The 24,782-nt window shown below is 56.4% G+C and carries 21 protein-coding genes and 1 pseudogene; 17 read left to right on the top strand and 5 right to left on the bottom strand.

Going from position 1 to position 24,782, the window contains the following annotated elements:
* From RUDLU_RS28050 to RUDLU_RS0123620, 4 genes and pseudogenes are all read right to left on the bottom strand, one after another.
* A pseudogene (locus tag RUDLU_RS28050) lies at positions 1-395 on the bottom strand (efflux RND transporter periplasmic adaptor subunit); the annotation flags it as partial.
* Positions 396-408: 13 nt separating this feature from the next.
* A complete protein-coding gene (locus tag RUDLU_RS0123610; RefSeq protein ID WP_019990914.1) occupies positions 409-4,827 on the bottom strand; it encodes a CusA/CzcA family heavy metal efflux RND transporter in 4,419 nt (1,472 codons plus the stop codon).
* A 109-nt stretch (positions 4,828-4,936) separates the two neighbouring features.
* Positions 4,937-5,278: a DUF6660 family protein gene (locus RUDLU_RS0123615; RefSeq protein WP_019990915.1), complete on the bottom strand. Its 342-nt coding sequence runs from the start codon at positions 5,276-5,278 to the stop codon at positions 4,937-4,939.
* Positions 5,279-5,394: 116 nt separating this feature from the next.
* A complete protein-coding gene (locus RUDLU_RS0123620; protein ID WP_019990916.1) occupies positions 5,395-5,751 on the bottom strand; it encodes a four-helix bundle copper-binding protein in 357 nt (118 codons plus the stop codon).
* Positions 5,752-5,926: 175 nt separating this feature from the next.
* Between RUDLU_RS0123620 and RUDLU_RS0123625 the strand changes: the two genes are divergently transcribed.
* The 17 genes from RUDLU_RS0123625 to RUDLU_RS0123705 all read left to right on the top strand — a co-directional run bounded on the left by RUDLU_RS0123625 (position 5,927) and on the right by RUDLU_RS0123705 (position 22,467).
* Positions 5,927-6,373 carry an HYC_CC_PP family protein gene (locus tag RUDLU_RS0123625; RefSeq protein ID WP_019990917.1) on the top strand — a complete coding sequence of 149 codons (447 nt, stop codon included), beginning with the start codon at positions 5,927-5,929 and terminating at the stop codon, positions 6,371-6,373.
* A 214-nt stretch (positions 6,374-6,587) separates the two neighbouring features.
* On the top strand, positions 6,588-7,448 hold the full coding sequence (locus RUDLU_RS0123630) for a DUF2911 domain-containing protein (protein ID WP_019990918.1): 861 nt from the start codon (positions 6,588-6,590) through the stop codon (positions 7,446-7,448).
* Between the two features lie 22 nt (positions 7,449-7,470).
* Complete coding sequence (locus RUDLU_RS0123635; protein WP_019990919.1) at positions 7,471-7,914, top strand: LURP-one-related/scramblase family protein; 444 nt, start codon at positions 7,471-7,473, stop codon at positions 7,912-7,914.
* A gap of 13 nt (positions 7,915-7,927) precedes the next feature.
* Positions 7,928-9,406: a multicopper oxidase family protein gene (locus RUDLU_RS0123640; RefSeq protein WP_019990920.1), complete on the top strand. Its 1,479-nt coding sequence runs from the start codon at positions 7,928-7,930 to the stop codon at positions 9,404-9,406.
* Between the two features lie 53 nt (positions 9,407-9,459).
* On the top strand, positions 9,460-9,936 hold the full coding sequence (locus RUDLU_RS0123645; protein ID WP_019990921.1) for a DUF3347 domain-containing protein: 477 nt from the start codon (positions 9,460-9,462) through the stop codon (positions 9,934-9,936).
* 57 nt (positions 9,937-9,993) lie between these two features.
* Complete coding sequence (locus RUDLU_RS0123650) at positions 9,994-10,575, top strand: helix-turn-helix domain-containing protein (RefSeq protein ID WP_019990922.1); 582 nt, start codon at positions 9,994-9,996, stop codon at positions 10,573-10,575.
* Positions 10,576-10,613: 38 nt separating this feature from the next.
* Positions 10,614-11,141, top strand: a complete 528-nt coding sequence (locus RUDLU_RS0123655) for a Spy/CpxP family protein refolding chaperone (protein WP_019990923.1) — start codon at positions 10,614-10,616, stop codon at positions 11,139-11,141.
* 91 nt (positions 11,142-11,232) lie between these two features.
* Positions 11,233-11,445 (top strand): heavy-metal-associated domain-containing protein, encoded by a 213-nt coding sequence (locus RUDLU_RS0123660; protein WP_019990924.1) that lies wholly within the window; start codon positions 11,233-11,235, stop codon positions 11,443-11,445.
* 77 nt (positions 11,446-11,522) lie between these two features.
* Entirely contained in the window at positions 11,523-12,866 is a 1,344-nt protein-coding gene (locus RUDLU_RS0123665) for an efflux RND transporter permease subunit (protein WP_019990925.1), read from the top strand.
* The gene (locus tag RUDLU_RS0123670) at positions 12,847-13,476 is read left to right on the top strand and encodes a class I SAM-dependent methyltransferase (RefSeq protein WP_019990926.1); all 630 of its coding nucleotides are present in this window, start codon (positions 12,847-12,849) and stop codon (positions 13,474-13,476) included. Before RUDLU_RS0123665 ends, RUDLU_RS0123670 begins: the two co-directional genes overlap by 20 nt.
* 10 nt (positions 13,477-13,486) lie before the next feature.
* Positions 13,487-15,430, top strand: coding sequence for an efflux RND transporter permease subunit (locus RUDLU_RS0123675; RefSeq protein WP_019990927.1), 1,944 nt, complete (start codon positions 13,487-13,489; stop codon positions 15,428-15,430).
* Complete coding sequence (locus tag RUDLU_RS0123680; protein WP_019990928.1) at positions 15,381-16,691, top strand: TolC family protein; 1,311 nt, start codon at positions 15,381-15,383, stop codon at positions 16,689-16,691. Before RUDLU_RS0123675 ends, RUDLU_RS0123680 begins: the two co-directional genes overlap by 50 nt.
* Positions 16,669-18,093: a heavy metal-binding domain-containing protein gene (locus RUDLU_RS0123685; RefSeq protein ID WP_027303339.1), complete on the top strand. Its 1,425-nt coding sequence runs from the start codon at positions 16,669-16,671 to the stop codon at positions 18,091-18,093. Before RUDLU_RS0123680 ends, RUDLU_RS0123685 begins: the two co-directional genes overlap by 23 nt.
* A complete protein-coding gene (locus RUDLU_RS0123690; RefSeq protein ID WP_083940631.1) occupies positions 18,083-19,897 on the top strand; it encodes a DUF3347 domain-containing protein in 1,815 nt (604 codons plus the stop codon). The genes RUDLU_RS0123685 and RUDLU_RS0123690 overlap by 11 nt, the downstream gene beginning before the upstream one ends.
* 247 nt (positions 19,898-20,144) lie before the next feature.
* A complete protein-coding gene (locus tag RUDLU_RS0123695) occupies positions 20,145-20,915 on the top strand; it encodes an adenylate/guanylate cyclase domain-containing protein (RefSeq protein ID WP_019990931.1) in 771 nt (256 codons plus the stop codon).
* On the top strand, positions 20,912-21,910 hold the full coding sequence (locus tag RUDLU_RS0123700; RefSeq protein WP_019990932.1) for an adenylate/guanylate cyclase domain-containing protein: 999 nt from the start codon (positions 20,912-20,914) through the stop codon (positions 21,908-21,910). The genes RUDLU_RS0123695 and RUDLU_RS0123700 overlap by 4 nt, the downstream gene beginning before the upstream one ends.
* Before the next feature lie 14 nt (positions 21,911-21,924).
* Complete coding sequence (locus RUDLU_RS0123705) at positions 21,925-22,467, top strand: Pycsar system effector family protein (protein WP_019990933.1); 543 nt, start codon at positions 21,925-21,927, stop codon at positions 22,465-22,467.
* A 9-nt stretch (positions 22,468-22,476) separates the two neighbouring features.
* Here the strand turns inward: RUDLU_RS0123705 and RUDLU_RS0123710 are convergent, their stop codons facing one another.
* Positions 22,477-24,609 (bottom strand): heavy metal translocating P-type ATPase, encoded by a 2,133-nt coding sequence (locus RUDLU_RS0123710; RefSeq protein ID WP_027303341.1) that lies wholly within the window; start codon positions 24,607-24,609, stop codon positions 22,477-22,479.
* Positions 24,610-24,782 lie beyond the last annotated feature (173 nt).

A 24,782-nucleotide genomic window follows, 5' to 3' on the forward strand; every position in this document is an offset into this window, starting at 1 on the left:
GCGTATTCCTGCTGCACCCCGATCAGGTCGGGGTTTTCAATGCGGGCCAGGACCTGCCCCTTCCGCACGGGCTGGCCGGGTAGCAGGGGGATGGCCCGTACAAACCCGCCTTGCAGGGCCGTGATGTTCACCTGGCTCTGAGCCGGCACGGCCAATCGGCCATTGACCTGTAGCGTCTGGCCGAGGTTGCGGTATTCGACGCTGCCTACTGCTATGGCGGCAATACGTCGCTGATCGTCGGTCAGTTCGACCACATCCGTCGGGCCTTCTTCGTGGGGATGCTCGGCTTCCCCGGTTGGTTTTGCCGCGTCGCCGGTGCGCTGCTGGCAGGCCATCGGTACAGCCAGTAAGCTGAACAATAGGGCGATAAATGATACACTTCGTCTGAAAATCATGGATTCAGTGGGGTTATGGCAGGCCCAGAAGTTGCTCCAGTTGGACGACCGCCTGATTGTATTGATTGATCGTATCTAAATAGCCCGACTGCGTCTGGTAGGCGCGGGTCAGGGCCTGGCTGTAGTCTAAATAACCGGCTTCACCGGCCCGGAACGCCTTTTCGGCTCCCTCGGCCAGTCGGCGGGCAACGGGCAGGCCGGTCTGCTCATAATAGGTCAGGCTCGCCTGCTGCTTGCGTACCTCCTGCACAACGGCGGCCAAATTGCCTTGCAGATTCCGCTGGTTAAAGTCGAGTGCGGCTTCGGCGAGTTGCTGCCCCAGCCGGGCCGATTCGATGCGGGCGCGCTGAGCTTTCTGAAACAGCGGAATCGCCACGCCCACCTGCACCCCATGAAACCGCCTTCCCGCGCCAAAATACCGGTCCTGCCCGTCGATGTTCTGCATACCGATCAGTGACTGATTGAAGTAGCCCACCGAATAATCGGGCCGTAAACGGGCCTGCTCGACGGCGATTTGCCCCCCGGCAATGAACACCTGCTGCCGCAGCAAAGCCAGGGTCGGGTTCTGGGCCAGGGCCGAATCGGTCAGCAACGGTAGTGGGCGACGTGCCAGCGGGCTGGTCGGGAGCGTTAACGGACTCGTCGTATTAAGCAGCGTTTGCAGACTTGTCAGGGCAATTTGCCGGTCGGCTTCGGTCAGGGCCAGTTGGTTGCGTAGTTCGCCGATGAGGTTGTCGGCGGTGGCTACTTCGAGTGCCGTCCCCTCGCCGGTGCGCTGCCGCACTTCAGTGGCCCGGCGAAAGGCGACGAGCAGACTATCCTGCCGGGCCAATAGGTTGAGCCGTTCAATGAGGTACGTTAGTTCCAGGTACGTGCCTTTTACCCGCGCCCTTAGCTCGGTTTGGGTCAACTGGCGTTGTAATTCACCCCCCCGGATGGTTGCATCGGCCAGTCGTTCCAGCCCCCGGATCAGCTTGCCGTTGGGAATACTTTGGGAGATGGTAAGGTTGTTATCCCAATTAAGCGAATTGTACTGCCCGCTCACCAGCGATACGTCGGTCCGGCCAATGTCGCGGGCCGTGCGCCGGGCGGTTTGCTGGATAGCGATGTTCAGGCTGCTCACCCGGCTTGACCCATTATTGGCAATTGCCTGGTTCAAAGCCGCTTCGAGCGTCAGCGGGCCGGTCGTTGGGTTGCCCGTGTTGCCCGTCGGGGGCGTTTGCGCCTGGGCCGACAGGCCAAGTCCACCCAGCAACGTACCTACCAGCAGCCAGCTCGTCGCGGGCGCAGGGCGGGGTACGTTGCCCGATTTCTTCGCGCCCCAGCGGGTTTGCTCCCACCAGTAGAGGCAGGGCAGGACCAGCAGGGTCAGCAACGTAGCCGATACCAGCCCACCGATGACGACCGTAGCCAGCGGGCGTTGCACTTCGGCCCCGGCGGTCTGGGCCAAGGCCATCGGCAGAAACCCGAGCGAAGCCACCAGCGCGGTCATCATCACGGGCCGCAGCCGGGTAGCCGTGCCTTGCAGAATAATCGTCCGTAAATCAGCCAGGCCCCCTGCTTTGAGGTGATTGAACTCCCCGATCAGCACGATGCCGTTGAGCACCGCTACGCCAAACAGAGCAATGAAGCCCACGCCCGCCGAAATACTAAAGGGCATATCCCGGAGCCAGAGGGCAACTACGCCCCCGATGGCCGACAGCGGAATGGCCGAGAAGATCAGCAGGCTTTGCCGTACCGAGCCGAAGGTGAAGAACAGCAGGAGGAAAATCAGTCCCAGGGCGACGGGTACGGCGATGCTCAGGCGGTCTTTGGCTTCCTGAAGGTTCTGAAACTGGCCGCCGTAGGTCACGTAGTAGCCGGGGGGCAGCTTTACCTGGCTGTCCAACTTCTGCTGCAACTCGCGCACGACACTTTCTACGTCACGTTCGCGCACGTTGAAGGCTACCGTAATGCGCCGTTGGGCATTCTCGCGCTGAATCTGGTTGACGCTGTTCTGAAACGATACGTCGGCGATCTGACCTAACGGCACTGCCTGATTATTAACCGTCGTCACCAATAGGTTCTGCACATCTTCAAGTCGTTGGCGGCTTTGTTGCTGCAACCGCACCACCAGGTCATAGCGTCGTTCGCCTTCGTACACCAGCCCCGCCGAGGCCCCCGCGAAGGCGGCCTGCAAACTTCGATTGGCCTCCTCAATGCTCATCCCGAAGCGAGCCAGGGCATCCCGGTCGAACCTGACCACAATCTGCGACAACCCCGATACCTGCTCGACGTAGAGGTCTTTGGCCCCTGGCACCGTGCTGACCACCCGGCCAATGCGGGCGGCATAGTCGGCCAGAATCCCCAAATCCTCGCCGTAGAGCTTCACGGCTACGTCCTGCTTGACGCCCGTCATCAACTCGCTGAAGCGCATCTGAATGGGTTGGAGAAAGCCGAAACTCACCCCCGGTATCTGCTCTAATTTGGCCTGCATCTTTTCGGCCAATTCCTCCCGGCTGTTGGCCGAAGTCCATTCCCTGCGGTCTTTCAGAATCACCATCAGATCAGTGGCTTCGATGGGCATGGGGTCGGTGGGAATCTCACCCGCGCCGGTTTTGCCGACCACCTCAATGACTTCCGGGAAGTTTTGTTTGAGCACCCGTCCGGCCTGTAACGCGGCATCCGACGATTGGGCCAGCGAGGAGCCGGTCATCACGCGGGTTTCCACCGCAAAATCGCCCTCGTCCAATTGCGGAATGAACTCGCCCCCTAACCGGCTAAAGACGAATAGCGAAACGGCGAACAGGGCGACCGACAGCCCGACGACGATACCCTTGTGGTTTAATGTCCAGCGGATAGCCGGGTCGTAGAGCCGGTGGAAGAAGGCCATGATCCGGTCGGAGATAGTGCGGGTTCCTTCACGCACAGGTTTCTTGCTGAGCAACAGGGCCGACACCATCGGTACGTAGGTCAGGGAAAGGATGAAGGCCCCGGCAATGGCAAAGGCGACGGTCTGGGCCATCGGGCGAAACATCTTGCCCTCGATGCCGACCAGGGCCAGAATGGGCAGATAGACGATCAGGATGATGATTTCACCGAACGCTGCCGACGAGCGGATGCGGCTGGCCGATTCATACACTTCTTCGTCCATTTCGGCCTGGGTCAGGTTATGCCTATAGTTCTTCAGGGCGATGTGGTGCAGGGTGGCCTCGACGATAATGACGGCCCCGTCCACGATCAGCCCAAAGTCGATGGCACCTAAGCTCATCAGGTTGCCCGACACGCCGAAGAGGTTCATCATCGAGACGGCAAAAAGCATCGACAAAGGGATGACCGACGCGACGACCAAACCCGCCCGCCAGTTACCCAGCATCAGCACCAGCACGAACACCACGATCAGGGCACCTTCGATGAGGTTGCGCTCGACGGTACCGATGGCGCGGTTGACGAGTTTGGTGCGGTCTAAAAAGGCGTGAATCTCAACCCCTTCGGGCAGCGATTTTTTGATCTGCTCGATGCGGGCCTTGACGTTGCCGATCACTTCGGACGAATTGGCCCCCTTGAGCATCATCACGATGGCCCCCACGACCTCGCCTTCGTCGTTTCGGGTCATGGCTCCGTAGCGAATCGCCGAGCCGAACTGCACTTGCGCCACGTCGCGTACCAGCACGGGTACGCCCTCATCGGTTCGGCGCACGACGATCTTGCCGATGTCTCCTAACGTGCCGATTAGCCCTTCGGAGCGGATAAAGTAGGCGTTGGGCCGACGGTCGATGTAAGCCCCGCCCGCGTTCTGGTTGTTGCGTTCGAGGGCGGTGAACAATTCGTCCATCGTTACGCCGGTCGCCCGGAGCCGCTGCGGATCGACGGCCACCTCGTACTGTTTCAACAGGCCCCCGAAACTACTTACGTCAGCCACGCCCTTGGTGCCCAACAGTTGCCGCCGAACGATCCAGTCCTGAATCGAGCGCAGTTCCATACCGTTATAGCGTTTTTCGTAGCCGGGTTTCGCCCGAATCACGTACTGGTAGATTTCGCCAAGCCCCGTCGTGACGGGAGCCAGTTCGGGGTTGCCCGCACCGGCTGGTATCTGGGCGCGGGCCTGTTGCAGTCGTTCAAAGACCTGCTGGCGGGCTGTTAGTACGTCAACCGCATCGGTAAAAACGATGGTGACGACAGATAAACCGAAGCGGGAAATGGAACGTACCTCGACCAGATCGGGCAGGGTGGCCATTGTCTGCTCGATGGGAAAGCTAATGAGCCGCTCTACGTCGGGGGCCGACAGGGCCGGGCTTTGGGTGATGACCTGCACCTGATTGTTGGTGATGTCGGGCAGGGCATCGATGGGCAGTCGGGTCAGCGAATAGCCACCCCACACGACGAGCGCGAGGGTGAACAGCCCGATGATAAGCTTATTTTGAATGGAAAAATAGATGAGTCGATCCAGCATGATCGTGTCTGAACAAATGGACAATAGGAAGCTGCCGAACGCGCACAGACCGCCTAACTACGCTGGTTAGGGCATAGTAAAGCAGTCCATCGCAAACGGCGAAGGGTGTTCAGACCCGGTGTTTGGGGGGTTGCCAGATGGCCGTAATTGGGTCGAGGGGATGTTCCGGCGCGTCGCTAAATGCAGCGACAAAGGTCAATAGCGTCTCGACCGGGGTGGAAGGGGTGTACTGGAAGCGGGGGACTACGGTAATCGTCGTGGCGCAGCAGGCGCAGGTACAGAACGGCGTGCACGTATCGTGTTCGTGGTGCTGAGACCGCTCCGAGTCGTGAGCCAATGCCGACACCACAGCCGACCCGGCCTGCTCGCTGGTAAGCAGGGGTTCATCTGCACAGGGCCACAGCGAAAGGGCCAGCAGATAAAGGGCCAGTAGGGTAGTGAGCCACTTCACGGCGGCAAAGGTACGTAAACAACTTGTGCAACAGGGAGTCAAAAAGAAAGCTGAATTATAGAAGCCGCACACTTTTCAGGGGTACGGCTTCTATAGTCCTTACTCATACCTGCGTGTCAAGCCGACATTCCCATCATAGCTCGGCAGGCCTCGGCGCACCGCCGACACGCTTCGGCGCACTGCCGGCAGTGGTCCATGTGGTCGGCGTGTTTTTCACACTCCTCGGCGCAGGCTTCGCAGATTTGGGCGCACAGTTCACAGACCTGCTGGGCAAACCCACTGCCCGAAGCCATAAACGAAACTGCTGTGTAACATAGTTTGGCACAGTCGCGGTCCAGTTCGATGCAGCGGGCCATCATCTGTACGTCCTGCTCGTGGAGGCAGGCGTTGGCGCAGGCATCACAGGAAACCGCGCAGTCCTGACAGGCTTCAATACAAGCCTGATACTGTTGAGGTGCTAAGGTCGTTGCCATTCGTTGAGAAAAGTTGGTTTTCGATTTAACTGAGTAGTCTGCAATAGGTTAAAAGGACGAGGCCATAGAATCAGGATTTGACCTTATTCCATAAATTTTGTAATACACCCGAATAATCCTGTAAAGTATCTATTCACGAAAGCCACTACCTTTGTTCCCGTAATCGTGTATCCTGATGAGAGCACCCCTCTATACCCGTATCGTCTGTTGCTGGCTGGCCCTGTTGGTCCTGCTTACCAGCACGGGCTTTGGTATGGTGGAGCACTGGTGCCAGATGCGCGGTCATTCGAAGTCGCTGCTGACAGTTGCCAAGGTGTGTCCTAAACCCTGTCAGTCAGAAGACGGGTCGACTACGACACCCAGTGGCCCGGTCGTGAAGAAGCAGGCCTGCTGCAAGACGACATTGAGTTATGAACACCTCGATGTAAGCAGCTTCGTGGCCGATTACCACCCTCTCCCGGCTCCGGTAACAGCAGAATTTATACCTAATTCTGCTTTTCATTTCCTGCTGGCAGCACTCCTGGTGGTTCCCAACGCTGAACCTCCGCTGCCGGCGGCCGAAACCCCGCTTCATCGAACGGGGCGTTTCCGGCAGATTTCCCTTTGTACCTGGCTGATTTAGGCCTCCTTTTTCCTAATCGACTTATCCTTGACCCCTCTTTGTAACGGTCGAGGATGAGCCGTTGGTGTTGCTGTATGCCCATTTCTGGTTCAGCACATCCTTTCAGCTTTCGGGCCAATAGTGGGCAAGTTTGTCCCAGCCCTGTTCTCCTGCTTCCCCGATCAACTCCTGTTAACACCGAGTGCCTGCGGTCATTCAGGCGCACTGTACTCTTATGCGTACACCCCTTCTTGTAGGCTTTTGCCTGCTGGCCCTGCTAATCTCCCCACGGTTTGTTCAGGCGCAACTGAATCTTCCGGAACCCAGCCCTCCAGCTACGGTGAAGCAGCGAATCGGCTTTACCGACCTGACCATTGCTTATTCCCGCCCCGCTGCGAGGGGGCGCGTGATCTTCGGCGGACTGGTACCTTATGGTGAACTGTGGCGCACGGGAGCATCCGACGCGACTATCCTGACGCTGACCGACCCGGTCACGCTGGCGGGCAAACCCCTGCCAGCCGGGAGCTACTCCCTGTTTACCATTCCCGGCCGAATGGAGTGGACGGTTGTGCTTAACAGCCATGTAGGCGGGCACGGGCTGGATGGCTACGACCCCAAAAATGATGTCATGCGGTTTGTGGTTAAAGCCGACTCCTCGCAGCGCTTCTATGAGTCGTTCACCATTGAGGTAGGCGACATCGTCCGCAACCAGGCCAACCTGTATCTACTCTGGGCCAATACGTCGGTACGCTTCCCCTTAGTCAGCAATGCAGACGACCGGATTACGGCTGAAATTTTAAACCGTATCAATGTCAAAAAGGAGGATAAGCCCGGTCTGTATTACCAGGCGGCTCTTTATTACTTCGATCAGGAAAAGGATACGAAGCAGGCATTGGCCTGGGCTTCTCGTGCTGTGGCCTTGAACCCCGCGTTCAATTACCTCCACCTTCAGGCCAAGCTGCTGGCCCGTGCTGGCGACTACAAACAAGCTATCAATGCGGCTCGCCTGTCGGCAGAAGCGGCCCGAAAAGAGAAGTTCAACGACTACGTCACGCTCAACAACCGGCTCATTGCCGAATGGGAAAAGAAACTTTAAACCCTTTAAAACAACCCATCTCATGCACAAGAATAACATCGTGCGAACGACACTACTCTTCCTGCTGGTGCTGACGCCTATGCTGCTGGTGGCGCAGTCGAACTACAAGCAACCCATGACCATCGATGCCAAGGGGTTAGTCCGGGATGCCGGTGGTAAAACCATCGGTATGGTCACTAAAGATCAGATTATCAAAGACGCCAACGGGCAGAAGCTCGCCTTTGTGGACGGTCAGGGCAATCTGGTCGATGCCAGGACTGGCAAAAAAATGGGGCGTATGGGGAAAGATGGTAAGACCTACTACGATGCCACGGGGCAACTCTTGTTTACCGTCAACGATGTGGACGGGCCTACCTGCGACATTATCAACGCTAAAGGGGAGAAGATTGGCAATGTTCACGACAACTTGAAGGGAACGGCCTGTGCACTGCACTGCTTTCAGAGCGGCCACACCCACAAGCACTAACTTTTTTATTCTGATGAATCGGCAACACTTTCTCCGAACCCTCGGGCTGGGTACGGTCGCTACGTTGAGTGGTCAGGCCCTGCTGACGGGCTGCAACACGCACGACATGAGTGGCATGGATGCCGCCGAAACGGCTCCAACAATCAACGAGCTACCGTTCGACACGCCCCTGCGCTTTCCCGAAACCGTAAACGGCACCACCACGCTGTCGGCCCGTGCCGCCACCGAATCAATGCTTAAGGGAAAAGCTGGTCGGGTACTGGGCTACCGCGAAGGGGTGCTGGGACCTACCATTCGGGTAAGCAGCGGTACCGACGTCAGTCTGCGCTTTCAGAATAATCTGACCGAGAAAACCAACATCCACTGGCATGGCCTGCTGGTGCCGGCCGCAATGGATGGTCATCCTACGCAGATGGTAGCCGCCGGACAATCGTTCACCTATTCGTTTCGGCTCAATCAGGCCGCTACGATGGCGTGGTATCACCCACACCCCCACGAGAAAACCGCCAAACAGGTGCATCAGGGGCTGGCGGGCTTGTTTATCGTCGAAACACCCGCCGAGAAAGCCCTTGGCCTACCCTCAGGGGCCTACGAACTGCCGCTGGTCATTCAGGACAAACGCTTAGATGCGACCGGTACGCCCACCTACGCCCCCACCATGAACGACGTGATGATGGGGTATATGGGGGAAACCGTGACGGTCAATGGCGTGGCCGGTGCCCTCCATAACGTCGCTACCCGGTTTTACCGATTACGAATCGTCAACGGCTCCAATGGTCGTCTGTACAACCTGGCTCTGAGCAACGATAGCCCATTCTGGCTTATCGGGACCGACGGGGGGCTGCTGGCGGCTCCCGAATCGGTGACCTCCCTGCTGTTGGCTCCCGGTGAGCGGGCCGACCTGCTGGTCGATTTCTCCAAAGCAACGGTCGGCACGGAGGTCTTTCTGCGGAGCAATCCATTCGGTGGTGCCTCCGCGCAGGGCCGTCAGGGCTTCAACATCCTTCGGTTTGTCGTTAACCGCACAGAAGCCGAGCCGTTTCGACTGCCTGCTTCGCTGGGTACTGCTCCCACGCTATCAGCCGGTGCCGCTACACAAACACGCACGTTCAATATTGGGGTAGCCATGAGCGGCATGAACATGGGGGCCATGAAGGGGATGCACACCATCAACGGAAAGGTGTACAGCATGAACCGGGTGGATGAGCAGGTAAAGTTGGGTGCCACCGAAATCTGGGAGTTCGACAATAGCGCGGGCGACGAGCCGCACCCCATGCACCTGCACGGTACATTCTTTCAGGTGCTGAGCCGCACTGGAGGCCGTAATGCCCTCACCGCCACCGAGAAGGGCCTGAAAGATACGGTCCTGGTCATGCCCGGCGAGCGGGTGCGGATTCTGACGCAGTTCAACACGCCCGGCCTGTTTGTTTTCCACTGCCATAACCTCGAACACGAAGACGACGGCATGATGCTCAACTACAGCGTGAGCTAATCTGCGCTTCTGAATTTGTCAATTTTTCACTAAAACCAACAAGTCATATTTCCATGAAAACCGCTCGTTTCCTGCTTGCAGCCATGACTGCGCTGACCGTTTCGCTGACCGCTGCGGCCCAGAACACTACCCCGGCCCTGACGGCCTACTACGGCGTCAAAGATGCGCTGGTGGCAACTAACGGGGCCAAAGCCAAAACCGGGGCCAGTACCTTAGTAGCCGCACTGGGTAAAGTCGATGCCGCCAAACTCGCTGCCAGCGAGAAAAAGGCACTGGCTACCGCCAAAAGCAAAGCCGCTGCCATCAGCAAGACCGACGACGTTGATACGCAGCGTGCAGCGTTTGAAGGCTTATCGACCAGCATGATTGCGCTGGCCAAAGCGACTAAACCCGCCAAAACGTTCGTGCAGTTCTGCCCGATGGCCGCTGAGGGCAAGGGCGCGTCATGGCTCAGCGACAAGCGTGAGGTACGTAACCCCTATTACGGCGATAAGATGCTGAAGTGCGGGTCGGTGAAAGAAGAGATCTAACCCTAAATCACCCCGGAAGCAGCCGACAGAACTGCTTCCGGGGAACTTCTATCAGCGATGGCTCAACAGGAAATTTATATTAAAAATATGGTCTGCGACCGCTGCATCTGGGTAGTGCGCCGGGAGTTGGAAAGACTTGGTTATACCGTATCCCAGATTGAACTGGGCCGGGCCGTGATTGACGACCGGGGCGACGCTCGCCTGCCCATAGATCTGACCACTATCGGCCCTATGCTTCAGGAGCATGGCTTTGCGTTGCTAACTGATAAAACAACCCGGGTGGTAAATCAGGTTAAGACGCTGATCATCGACCTGATTCACGGCGGACGGGTAGCCGAGCTTCGGACAACGCTCTCAGATTACCTGTCTGAAAACGTAGGAATGGATTACGCCCATTTGAGCCATTTGTTTTCTACAACTGAGAATCTGACCATTGAAAAGTTTTGGATTATGCAGCGGGTCGAGCGGGCCAAAGAACTGCTCAGCTACGACGAAATATCAATTAGCGACATTGCCCGTCAGTTAGGGTATAGTAGCGTGGCTTACCTGACCAATCAGTTCAAACAAATCACAGGATTGACACCGGCTGCCTACCGCAGCCGGAATACCAATGATCGCAATTCCATCGACTGGATTTGACTGTTATATGATTGACAACCACGTTAAACGATTATAAAATGGTATCCTTATTCATTCGGCTTTCGCTTCCCATCTGGCTGAGCGTAACCGGTTTCAACGTAGTGGCCCAGCACAATGCCCACACATCACCCTATCAGGCCGAAGCGGGCCGGACCATTAAAACCCTGTCGGAAGCAGACATTAGCGGCTACCTCAACGGACGGGGCATGGGCCTGGCCAAAGCGGCTGAACTAAACGGGTATCCGGGACCGATGCACGTACTGGAACTGGAAAAGGAATTGGCACTAACCGCCACCCAAAAAGCCCAAATGCAAATGGCCTACAACGTCATGCACGAGCGGGCCGTGGTCCTCGGCAAACAGATTGTCGAGCAGGAAACCGCCCTGAACCGGCTGTTTTCGGCCAATGAGGCTACGCCGGAAGCGGTACAAACGACGGTCGAGAAGCTGGCACAGCTTCAGGGGCAGCTTCGGCTGACCCACCTCGACGCACACCTGAAAGCCAAACAAATATTGGCGGTAGAACAGGTAAACCAGTACAATCGGCTTCGGGGCTATACGAAGTAAAAATTGCAACAGAGGGCCGGAATTGTGTAATGCACCGACCCGGCCCGGTAGCGACTTTTGCAGGGTAATTCAGACAAACCTGTAAACAGTCATGGAAACAATTAAACTCAAAACCAACATCAAGTGTGGGGGCTGTGTGGCAACGGTGACGCCTTTTTTAAACCAGACGGTTGGGGACGGCAACTGGCAGGTGGACACGCAAAACCCCGATAAAGTGCTGACGGTAACGACGGAGGAGGCCACGCCCGAAACCGTGCAACAGGCCGTTCAGCAGGCGGGTTTCAAGGCCGAACCACTGTCCTGAGTGGACACTACGTTCTGCCGAAAGCCGCCACACCGGGCGGCTTTTTTGTTGCCGCCTTCACCAAAACAACCTGGCAGATGATAGAAGGCTTAATCAAATTTTCGCTTCGGAACCGGTTTCTGGTGCTGCTCATTGCCGCCGGTCTGTTTGGCTGGGGAGCCTACTCGGTCAGAACCAGTAAAATCGACGCGATTCCCGACCTCTCGGAGAATCAGGTGATCGTCTTCACCGAGTGGATGGGCCGCTCCCCGCAGCTTATCGAAGACCAGATTACGTACCCGCTGGTAACGAACCTACAGGGCCTGCCGCAGGTCAAGTACGTGCGCGGTACGTCGATGTTTGGCATGAGCTTCGTCTACGTCATCTTCAACGACGACACGGAGGTTTACTGGGCCAGAGAGCGGGTATTGGAACGCCTGAACTACGCGGCCCGGCTGCTGCCCGATGGTGTTTCGCCGACGCTCGGCCCCGACGGAACGGGCGTAGGACATATTCTCTGGTACACGCTTGACGCACCGGGCATGGACCTCGGCGAGCAGCGGGCCGTGCAGGACTGGTACGTCAAGTTCGGCCTTCAGAACGTACCCGGCGTGGCCGAAATCGCGTCCTTTGGCGGCTTTCAAAAACAGTACCAGGTCACGCTCGACCCCAATAAACTAACCTACTACGGTTTGTCGGTGCCGCAGGTCATTGGCGCGATCCGGGCCAACAACAACGAAGCCGGGGGGCGCAAGTTCGAGTTGAGCGGCATCGGCTACATTATCAAAACGACGGGGTATCTGCAATCCGTGGAGCAGATTCAGAACATACCGCTTAGGACCGTCAGCAGCGTACCCGTGCGCGTGGCCGACGTAGCGACGGTGCAGATGACGGGCGAGACCCGGCTGGGCATCTTCGACCTCAACGGCGAGGGCGAGGCTGTGGGCGGCATCGTGGTGATGCGCTACGGTGAAAACGCCGACGAGGTCATCGGCAACGTCAAAAAGAAGATGGAAGAGGTCGCCCGTGGACTGCCCGACGGGGTAAAGTTCAACATCGTTTATGACCGCAGCGGGTTGATTCAGGAGTCGGTCGCGTCCATCACTCATACACTCATCGAGGAAATGATTGTCGTGTCGTTGGTCGTAATCCTGTTTCTGCTGCACTGGCGGTCGGCCATCAGCATCATCATTCAGATTCCGATCACCATTGCCACCAGTTTCATTCTGCTCAACGCCTTCGATATCTCGTCCAATATCATGTCCCTGACGGGCATTGCGCTGGCTATTGGTGTCATCGTCGACAACGGCATCATCATGGCCGAGAATGCCTATAAGAACCTGGCCGTGCGGCAGGCGGAACTGACCGCCGGACAGCATGAATCGAAAGTTTCCTCGGTCACCTCTAAACCCGTTGAAGAGTATGGAAGCGAACGTACCTAAGAACCATTGGGAAGCCATTTACCGTACAAAGCAGGCTGACCAGCTAAGCTGGACGCAGGCTATTCCCGCTACGTCGCTGGCTTTTATTCAACAGGCTCAACTGCCCAAATCGGCGCGTATCATTGATATCGGTGGCGGGGACAGCACCCTGGTGGATTTCCTGCTGGATGAGGGCTACGAGCACATCAGCGTCCTGGATATGAGTGAAGCGGCTCTGATACGGGCCAAAGAGCGGCTGGGCAACCGGGCCGACCGGGTGGAATGGATTGTAAGCGACATTACCGCCTACACACCGGTTCAACCCTTCGATTTCTGGCACGACCGGGCGGCTTTTCATTTTCTGACGACTCGTGGGCAAATTAACCGCTACGTAGCGACGGCCCGGGCGAGCGTAGTACCGGGTGGGTACGTTACCATCGGCACCTTTTCGGAAAATGGCCCCGAAAAGTGCAGCGGTCTGCCTGTGCGTCGCTACAGCGAACAGGCGCTGACCGATGAACTAACGCGGGGCTTCCGCAAACTCCGGTGCCTAACTGAAAACCATATCACCCCTTTCCAGACGAGCCAGAACTTCCTCTTCTGCTCGTTTCAGCGAGAAGGGCAAAACTGAAAGCGAACTCATGTGGAAGAATCTAAAACGCTTCTTTGGCTTTGGCCATAAAAACTACGTCGACATCCCCGACGAAGAGCGGCTGGCGATCATCGAGCGGTCGAGTCTTCAGGTCTCGCGGGGCGTGTTTTACTCGACGGTCATCATCATTACGTCGTTTCTGCCCGTGTTCCTGCTGACGGGGCAGGAAGGCAAACTGTTTCACCCCCTGGCCTGGACCAAGACGTTCATCCTGCTGGTGGATGCCTTGCTGGTGGTCACGCTGGCCCCGGTGCTGATCTCCTTTTTCATGAAGGGCCGCTTCAAAGACGACCACGCCAACCCCATAACCCGCGTTCTGGAACGCATCTACGAGCCACTCATTCATTGGGTAATGCGCTGGCGCAAGACAACCATCGGCATCAATATTCTGGCCCTGGCCGTCAGCGTACCCATGCTGTTGAGTCTGGGCTCCGAGTTCATGCCGCCCCTCGACGAACAAAGTATTTTGTTCATGCCCGTTACGTTGCCCGACGTGTCGAACGCCGAAGCCAAGCGCATTTTGCAGGTGCAGGACAAGCTCATCAAGTCGGTGCCGGAAGTGGACAAGGTGCTGGGCAAGGCGGGCCGGGCTTCGACGGCCACCGACAACTCACCAATCAGCATGATCGAGACCATCATCATGCTCAAACCCAAGTCGGAATGGCGGGCGGGGCTGACCAAAAAAGACCTCATCAACGAACTCGACGCCAAGTTGCAGATTCCGGGCGTGGTCAACGGCTGGACGCAGCCCATCATCAACCGCATCAACATGCTGGCCACGGGCATTCGTACCGACGTGGGCATCAAGGTACACGGGCAGAGCTTGGACAGCATCTACGCCGTATCGGAGCAGGTGAAGGCCGCACTGGAAGGCGTACCGGGCGTGAAAGACCTTTATGTGGAGCCGGTTACGGGCGGCAAGTACCTGACCGTGGACGTGAACCGCGACGCGCTGGGTCGTTATGGGCTGACCGTAGACGACGTCAACGGCGTGGTTGAATCAGCCATCGGCGGCTCACCTATCGGCCAGACCATCGAAGGGCGCAGGCGGTTTTCGATCAACGTGCGGCTGGCACAGGATTATCGCAACTCGGTCGAGCGCATCCGGCGTATTCCCATTGCCACGGCGGGGTTCGGTACGATTCCCCTCTCGGCGGTGGCGACGGTACGCTTTGAAGACGGCCCGCCCATGATTACTTCCGACAACGCCCTGCTCCGGGGCGCGGTGATGTTCAACGTGCGGGACCGCGATCTGGGCAGTACCGTGCAGGAAGCCATCGACAAGGTAGGACGCGACCTCAAGCTGCCCAATGGCTACTATCTGGAATGGAGCGGGCAGTACGAAAATCTCATCCGGGGGCAGCGGACTCTGCTGCTGATTGCGCCCATCGTGCTGGTCGTCATTTTCCTTTCGCTCTATCTGGCCTTCGGTTCGGCGCGGGAAGCCTTTCTGAGCCTGATTACCATTCCGTTCGCGCTCATCGGCGGGGCCTACATGGTCTATTTCTACGGCGTGAATCTGTCGGTAGCGGTGGCCGTGGGCTTCATTGCGCTCTTCGGCATCGCCGTGGAAACGGGCGTGGTGATGGTCATCTACCTCAACGATGCTATGAAGCAACTGGTGGCCCGGCGGGGCAATTCCCGCGAGACCATCTCCCTCGACGAACTGCGCGAGTCGGTCATTCACGGGGCGGCCAAACGGCTCCGGCCTAAGATCATGACCGTCTCGGTGGCTCTCTTCGGGCTGGTACCCGTGCTGTGGGCATCGGGCGTTGGCTCCGACGTGATGCTGCCCATTGTCTTACCCATGATCGGGGGTGTACTGACTTCATCGACACACATTCTGCTGGTGACGCCCCTGATTTTTCTGATGACGAAAGAATATGAACTCAAGAAATTCGGTAAGCTCGACGTACTGGAAGCGTCTCATTAACGGGGGGCTCCTGGCGGTCGGCCTGCTGGGCGCGGCCTGGGGGCAATCGCCCGCGCCGACCGGGCCGGTTCCGGTGCTGTCGCTGGATACGGTACTGATTCGGATTGATCAGAACAACCCCCTGCTGAAGCCGTTCGGGAGCCGGGCGGCTGCGGCCCGCGCCTACGCTGAGGGCGCGCGGAGCTGGATGGCTCCGATGGTGGGCATAGGTACGTTCATGGCTCCCTACCCGGCGCAGATGGTCATGGACGACCGCGACCGGGGTTACGGCATGGTATCGGTCGAACAAGACATTCCCAACCCGGTCAAACAGCGGGCTACGCGGGTGTATCAGGAATCAAAAGCGGCCGTGGAGGAAGCCGGGCGGGGCGTCACGCTCAACCGACTCCGGCAGGATGCCAAAGGACTCTATTTCGACTGGCTGGTGCTGGAAAAACGGCGGGGCGTGCTGGCCGAGAACCGGCGCATTCTGCAAACAATGAAGAAGCTGGCCGACATCCGCTATCCATATCAACAGGGCAGCTTAGGCAACATCTACAAGGCCGAAGGCCGCCTGTATGAGCTGGACAATATGGTTACGATGACCGAGGCCGAGATTGCCCGTCGGCGCATTGGGCTGAACACGCTGATGAACCGGCCCACAGGCGACCCGTTGCAGATCGATACCACGTACCGCCCGGCCCCACCCACGACCGGCCTGCCCACGACAGAAGAAATCGGCAGTCGGCGCAGCGACATTCTGCGCATGGACCGGCAAATCCTGAGTATGCAGGCGGGCATTGAAGCGCAGCGGGCGCAGGCCCGGCCTGACTTCCGCGTCCGCTTCGACCACATGCAGCCTTTCGCCGGTGTGAAGAGCATGATGCCCACGCAGTTTACGCTGATGGGCATGATCTCGATTCCGATTGTGCCGTGGGCCTCGCGGATGTACAAGGCGGAAATCAAAGGGATGCAGCAGGACATCGCGGCTATGCGCTACGAACGGGAGGGGATGCTCATCGAAACGCAGGGCATGGTAGCTCAGATGCTCACCGACCTTCAAAACATGCGTACTCAGTTAGAAAACTACGAACGGCGGGTCATTCCGACGCTTCGGAAGAATTACGACACCCAGCTCATTGCCTACGAGCAGAACAAGGCCGACCTGCCCGTGGTGATCGACGCCTGGGAGACGCTCAACATGACCCAGATGGATTACCTGACGCGCTTACAGGAGTATTACCGCATGATCGTCCAATATGAACGCGAACTGGAGAAATAAAGCTCTCGGCGGGTTGCTGGCCATTACGCTGCTGATAGGCTGCAACCGGGGGACAGAAAATAAAGAATCCCAGGCCCCTGCCAATCCAAACGTTGCGGGCCACGAAGGGCACGGCCACACTTCTACCGAGGAAACGTACACCTGCCCGATGCACCCGCAAATCGTACAGAAGGAGCCGGGTACGTGCCCCATCTGCGGCATGGATCTGGTGAAAAAGGCCAGCACGGGGGGGGACAGCCTTACGGTGAGCGAAGAACTCAAAGCCCTGCTGCAACCGACTAATTCGGTTGTGGTCGCCAACATGGCCACCGTGCAGCCCGAAGCGCGCAGTCTGCCCACGCAGGCCGAAGCCAACGGCCTCGTTACCTACGATACGCGTCGGCTCTACTCCATTCCGGCCCGCTTCGGCGGACGGATCGAGAAGCTGTACGTGCGCTACCAATATCAGCCAATCCGCAAGGGACAGAAGCTGCTGGAACTTTACAGCCCCGACATCGTGACGGCCCAGCGCGAACTACTTTACCTGCTCGACGCCGATGCGGGTAATACCGCCCTGATTGCCTCGGCGAAGCAAAAACTCCGGCTGCTGGGCGTAACCGACGCGCAGCTTGCCGACCTGCAACGTAGCCGAAAGCCCAGCTATTCGCTGGCCGTGTACAGCCCTTACGACGGGTACGTCGTGGAGGAAAACACGATTACGCCTGCCGCACCAACGCCTGCTGCCGGAGGTATGGGCGGTGGCGGAGGGGCTGGTATGGGCAGTAGCGGCATGGGGGGTGGAGGGGGCGGGATGACCCCGTCCGCCACCGACGAAATCACGTTCAGCCAGCCCGCTCCCCCAACCGGGGGCGGGGCCATCGGTGGTTCACTACTCATTCGGGAGGGGCAATACGTACAGACCGGCCAAACTCTGTTTCGGGTCGTAAATCCTGGTCGGTTGTGGGCCGAGTTCCGGCTCTACGCCCGCGATGCAGCCGGCATCAAACCCGGCGATGCGCTGACCGTCTCGTTTGACCAGACCGGGCAACCGCCCCGACAGGCACGGGTGAATTTCGTGGTACCGTTCATTGAAGGCGGTAGCCCGTTCGTCACCATTCGGGCGTACCTGCCCGGTAGCAGTAACCTGCGCGTGGGGCAACTGGCCCGCGCTACCATCCGGGGCCGACGGATCGATGCGTTGTGGCTCCCGGCCACGGCGGTGCTCGACCTCGGCAATCAGCAGGTGGTGTTTATACAGGGCGATACGCCCAATACGTTCCGGCCCGTGCGGGTTGAAACCGGCCCCCGGACGGATGGCTACGTAGCCATTGCCAGCGGCCTTGATGCCGGGCAGACGGTGGCCCGCAACGCACAGTTTTTAATTGATAGCGAAAGCTTTGTCAACGTGTCTAATGAGAAATAACGTCATACTTAACCGATGGCTATACGGAGCGTTAACCGGGCTGATGCTGCTTGGGGCAGCTTGTCGGCAAAGGGGGAGCGAGACCACCCAACAGGCCGATTCAACTGCCGTAGCCAGGAGCGACCACGATCATAGCGGCCATAATCACGAAACAGGCGAGGGTGGGCAAACGACCTATACCTGCCCGATGCACCCACAAATTGTGCAGGATAAACCGGGTACGTGTCCTATCTGTGGCATGGACCTGGTGCCGGTGGTAAAAACCGGTGAGGCAGCCAGCGAAATCATGTTGAGCGAAAGCCAGATGCAGCTTGCCAACGTGGTGGTGCAGCCAGTAGCGTCGGGTAGCATCGGCAACAGCACCGTGCTGAACGCCCGCTTAGCCGCCAACGAGCAGCTCACCGACGTCATCAGCAGCCGGGTAGCCGGGCGCATCGAACGCTTATACGTTAAGGAGACCGGTCAGGCAGTCCGCAAAGGGCAGGTTCTGTACGAAATCTACAGCGAGCCTTTGCTGACGCAACAGCAGGAGTACCTACTGGCCCTTCGGCAGGCGGAGGAGTTGAAGGAACCCCGTTACGACGACTTCCGAAGGGCTGCCGAACAGAAGCTACGGCTCTACGGCATGACTCCCGAACAAATCGTGCAGTTGGCCCGCACCAAAACGGTGCAGCCGCGCATCCCGTTTGTAGCCCCGGCAGGCGGTACCGTTACCGAAATTGCCGCCAGTGAGGGCCAGTACGTGGGCGAAGGAACCTTGCTGTACCGGCTGGTGAACCTAAGCCAGCTTTGGGTTGAAGCTGAACTATACGCCGGTGAAGCCCGGTACGTGAAGGTTGGCGATCAGGTGCCGGTGGACGTGGTGGGCAGCGAGGGGCAGCGGCTATCCGCGCGGGTAGCGTTTATCAACCCCGAGTACCGGGCCGGAAGCCAGGTGCTGGTGATGCGGGCTGTACTTCCGAATCCCGGTGGGCGGTTCCAGCCCGGTCAGCAGGCGCGGGTACTGCTCCGGCACGGCGTACAGCGGGGGCTGATGCTACCCGTCGATGCCGTCGTGCGGGCGGGCGGGGGAGCCGTGGTGTTCGTGCAGAAGGGCCCCGGTACATTTCAGCCGCGCCGGGTACAAACCGGCACTGAAACCGACCAGCAGGTTGCCATCACGAGCGGGCTGACGGGCGACGAGTCGGTGGCCATGTCCGGGGCGTACCTGCTCTACAGCGAGCTGATTTTAAAGAAAGGCATTAACCCCATCACGGCTGATTTAAGCGAAGGGGTTAAATCTACCGCAAACACGGAAGCCAATCCGACACCGGCCCCGAGAGCGGAAGCATCGGCTACGCCCCAATCGCATGGTGCACCGGATGCGTTTAAGAAGCAGCTAACGGGTGTGTATGAAGCGTCGCTGAAACTGACCGAAGCGTTGGTAGCGTCTAACCCGTCTGGGGCCAAAGCCGCAGCCACTGGCGTTGAAAAAGCTCTCACCGGCGTGGATATGCTATTACTGAAAGGAAAAGCCCACACGGACTGGATGACGTACCTGAACGCCATGAATGGAGCTTTGAAAACCCTGCGTAGCGCAAACGATCTCGACAAACAACGTACTGCCTACGCCGGGTTTGAAGACGCGCTATACCGTAGCGTCAAGGCATTCGGCGTAACGGACAAACCCATCTACCGGCAGTACTGCCCGATGGCCCTGAACAACAAGGGCAGTTACTGGCTCAGCGACAAAAAACCGATTCGCAACCCCTATTTTGGCGATCAGATGCTGACCTGTGGAGAAACCAAGGAGGAGATTCGCTAAATTATAGTTGGGTTCACTTGGTATGAGCACGGCGGCAACCCTTGAAAATGGTTTCCGCCGTGCTCATTTTAGAGCTACATGCGTCTGTGCAATTCGGTAGAAATACTTAACATAAAACGCCCACTTTCAGTCCGGGGGTGCTTTGAAAAAGGTAGTGTTCAGCATGTCGGAGTAAATATGTATAATGGCTGTAACTTTTTTATCGCAAAAGTTTGTTACAAAGATTGTCAGTTAATCCACGTAGCCTATGCCAAACCTTGCTCATGTTCAGGCACTTCATAAGCGGTACAAGCCACAAAGCGAGATTGCTAAGTTAGGTGATGTGTCATCCTTTCTACTCAAGGAATCGCTTAATCCAGACCGTTTAGAAAAAGCGTTTCTTACTATTTCGAACCGATTAGGGCCAGAGTTTGAGACCTATTTTGATATGGGTTCCGACGCAGATGTTGCTTTGCTGTTCATTGATATCTGCTCGTTCTCAACCCGGTACGCACAACTTTCTTCGGAGGATTTATCTACTTTTTTAGATGCTTACTATGAACGATTAATTCCAATCATCTACGAACATGGAGGTGAAATTGACCGAATCATGGGCGATGGTATTATTGCAATTTTCGGGCCTCCATTCCTTAAGCCCACTACAAGTAATGCTATTATCAAAGCGTTAGCGTGTTCATTAAAAACTATTGTTCTGACAACCAATACGAAGTTTTTTTCCAAAATCGCTTTACACGCTGGTAAGATTCGATACTACCGCAATAAGAGTACACAATATCCTGAGTACACAATCATTGGTAAGCCGGTCACCGAACTCTACAGACTTGAATCGATTTCGTGTGACAACTCAATTACGTATTACAGTGGATCATTAGTTGACCAGAGCATAGAGCATCTTATAGAGATAGGAAAGCTGCCGGTTTACAACCATCGTAATTGGATATGTACGGGCAGCCAACCAATTATTTCAAGTTTAAAAGGAGTTGACTTCAATCACATTAAGCACATTCAACATTTATGAGCGCAAAAGATGCTGTCATTGAAATATCCAGCGATGTTGCAGACATAATCAATACAGGGTTTCAGTTTACTGTCTCAAACACGAAAAGTGTCCCCAGTTTTGATGACGATGATTTAACGTTCGAATATGGAGAGACCAAGCGCGCCAAGCAGATCGAAACTTGCGTTCTATACATCGACATACGTAATTCGACACAGATTAGCCTCACGCACAAACACCATCCGGAATTCTTAGGGCGGCTCTATGTTGCCTTCACGAAAGGAATGATGAAGGCTGCCGAGTATCATGGCGGAAGAGTGAGGAATATTATTGGCGACCGAATCATGGTTGTTTTTCCTAAAGAAGCCTGTTTCACTTCGGCGGTTCACTGTGCAATTACCATGAATATGGTCGCTCAGGATATTAACCGGCAATTCCCTACGATCACGTTCAAATGCGGCATCGGTATTGATTACGGGCAGATGCTTGTTCTAAAAACAGGACTGTATCGCAGAGGGGAAGAACGTAACTCAACACGTAACTTGGTCTGGCTGGGGCAACCGGCAAACATTGCCTCGAAATTAACGGATTTGGCAAACAAGGACATCAAGGAATCCAAGGTCAAAGTTGCCTATAAAGCCATTCAGTCTTTTTTGGGAAGAGGTTTGTTGGGCTACGGCTATACCTCCCCAACACTTGGCAAGTTACTCCAATCCCCAAAGCCGATTCCGGAAAAGGTTGAGAAGGAATTTACAACGGATGAGTTTGTTAGAAATCTATGGTGGTCAGATGCATACAGTAAACTAAATCATCTTCCTGGCGAATTGGAAAGTTTCGGAATATTGGAAATAAAAACCACGACAAAGTCTATTCTTATCACAGAATCTGTTTATAATGGGTATAAAGCTCATAATACCGGAGCAAACGACATTATTAAAGGCTGGTGGACACCTCAGCAAGTCAAGATTCCGAATTTTAGCGGTAAAGTGTACGGTGCAAGTCTTGTTTGGGTATAATCAGTATTGCAATTATGAATTACATGAGTGACGACTTGAAAATTATTTTCGCCAACGTGAATGATTGGTTGAAATACGCTGAAACAAAGAATGCTACATTAACTGCATTCAACGGAGCCGCTATCTTCGGGCTACTACAAGCCTGGCATATCCTGCCTCACGAAATTGTTACTGTCAACGTTCTGCTGCTGGCGACATCAAGCCTACTCGCCATCATATCATTTACTCCTCAGCTTTCCACCATCCTGAAATCCTCAAAAATAAGTGTTCAAGACTGGCCCCGTGCGAAGACGAGCATCAACATACTGTTTTTTGGGGATGTATCTAAGCTTTCCACCTCTCAGTTTATCGAACTGTATGGTGAACTGACCCAGCAACCCGTTCCTTACCAGCCCTCCCCAATGGACCTGAACGTTATCAATCAGATACTTGTAAACTCAGGAATTGCTTTAAACAAACATCGTTGGTTTAAAACTGCGGTACGCATCTCAATTATTACTATTCTGTTGAACTTGCTCTATGGCTCCCATTTAATTTTCGATTGGTTGAAGCTGTGAGCTACACAATTACTTCATACTCCGCTTCAGCAACTGCGCGTTCAACGCCACGATCACCGTGCTGGCACTCATCAGTACCGCGCCGATGGCCGGGCTGAGAACAAAATTGGGATATAGCACCCCGGCTGCCAGAGGAATAGCGATTACATTATACCCTGTTGCCCAAAACAGGTTTTGAATCATTTTACGGTAAGTAGCCCGGCCAAATTCAACTAAATTGGTGATGTCGGTGGGCTTGCTGTTGACGAGGATGATGTCGGCGGTCTCGGCAGCGACATCGGTACTAGACCCGACGGCAATACCCACGTTGGCCTGAGCCAGCGCGGGGGCATCATTTACCCCGTCGCCGGTCATAGCCACAAACTGGCCTTGCCGTTGCAAGTCCTTCACTATGTTCACTTTCTGGTCGGGCAAAACTTCGGCATAGACGCCGTCTAACCCTAACTTTTTCGCTACCGCATCTGCTACCTTCTGGTTATCGCCGGTGGCCATGTAGACCTTGATACCCGCCTGCTGCAATCGCCGAGCCGCTTCTCTGGAATCTTCCCGAATCCTGTCGGCCAGCGCAACGTAGCCCGCCAACTGCTCGTTGATCAGCACAAAAACTACGGTCTCGGCTTCACTGCCGTAAGCATCCTGGGGTAGTTGGATACCTTTTTCCTGTAAGTAGCGCGGGCTGACGATACGTACCGTTGCCCCATCGACGGTGGCCGATACGCCTTTGCCCGTAATTGACTGGAAATCGCTGACCTCCGGCAGGTGAAGCCCGCGTTTATTGGCTTCCCGGACAATGCCCTGGGCAATGGGGTGCTGAGACTGCTGTTCGAGGGCTGCTGCCGTGCTGAGCAGAGCCGTTTTATCCAGACCGGGCTGGAGCACGCTCATGCGCGTAACGCCAAACTCACCCTCGGTTAGCGTACCGGTTTTATCAAACACCATTGCGGTGATTTTTCGAGATTCCTCAAAAGCAGTGCGGTTTCGGATGAGCAGCCCCTTCTGCGCGGAAATGGCCGTTGAGATAGCCACCACCAGCGGAATAGCCACACCCAGTGCGTGGGGGCAGGCCGTAACCATCACCGTTACCATCCGTTCGATGGCAAACGACGGTTCTTTACCGACTGCTAACCAGACGATGAGCGTTAGTACACCCACTGTGAGTGAGATTAGGGTTAACCAGCCAGCAGCCCGGTCGGCCAGCGTCTGCGTTTGTGATTTGGCATTCTGAGCCTCTTCCACCATGCGAACGACTTTATTGAGGTAGCTATCCTCACCCTTATGCGTTACCCGAACCGTCAGCGACCCTTCACCGTTAACGGCCCCTGCGATCACACTGTCCCGCTGTTTTTTCTCGACCGGCACACTCTCGCCCGTTAGCATACTTTCGTTTACCGCGCTGCCGCCTTCGATCACCTCACCGTCCGTCGGAATGCGCTCACCGGGACGAATTAGTACCACATCGCCGACCGAGAGGACATCCACCTTCACGTCCTTCACGGTGCCACCCTCTACCTTGTGCGCTTCGGCCGGCAGCATCTGCACGATCAGTTCGAGCGACCGCGATGCACCCGCCACCGACTTCATCTCCAGGTAGTGGCCCAGCAGCATGATGTCGATTAATGTAGCCAGTTCCCAAAAGAAGTCCATTCCGTGCAGCCAGCCTACCGACACGGCCACACTATAGACATAAGCCGCCGTGATGGCCACGGCGACGAGCGTCATCATGCCCGGTCTGGATGGACCGGGCTGACGGGTTCGTAACTCGCCTACCATGCCCGTCAGGAATGGCCATCCTCCGTACACGTAGATGATGGTCGCCAGCACGACCACGAGCGGCTCCCGGTAGGGAAAGTCCAGTTGATAACCCGCTACGTCCTGAAACATCATCGACAGCGCCACGACCGGCACCGATAGCACCAGACAAATCCAGAACCGGCGCAGGAAGTCGGCAATCATAGCCCCGTGATCATGCCCGGCGTGACCATGTTTCTGTTTCATGCCTGTGCTTCCCTGATACGCCCGATGATTCACTGGGCCGCTATGCCCATCATGGCCGATATGCTGTAGTGCCCGGGCGACGCTTCGCTGCTTCTCGGCGGGTGGTTCCGGCTTATGGTGGTCGGGGTGGTGGTGATGGTGTTCCATACCCGTTGGCTGTTTAGTTAAACGCTTAAAGTAGAAAGGCTTTTTGAGCTTAACAGCCAACTCGGTGAAATGGAGCGTTCTACAAAAATTCTGCAACAGTACGGCCGAATTTTGCAAGCCGCCTGCCGGTCTGCAAGTGTAATTTTGTTTGTTATTCAATAAGTGGCGGCCAG

Source organism: Rudanella lutea DSM 19387 (assembly GCF_000383955.1).
Taxonomy (GTDB): domain Bacteria; phylum Bacteroidota; class Bacteroidia; order Cytophagales; family Spirosomataceae; genus Rudanella; species Rudanella lutea.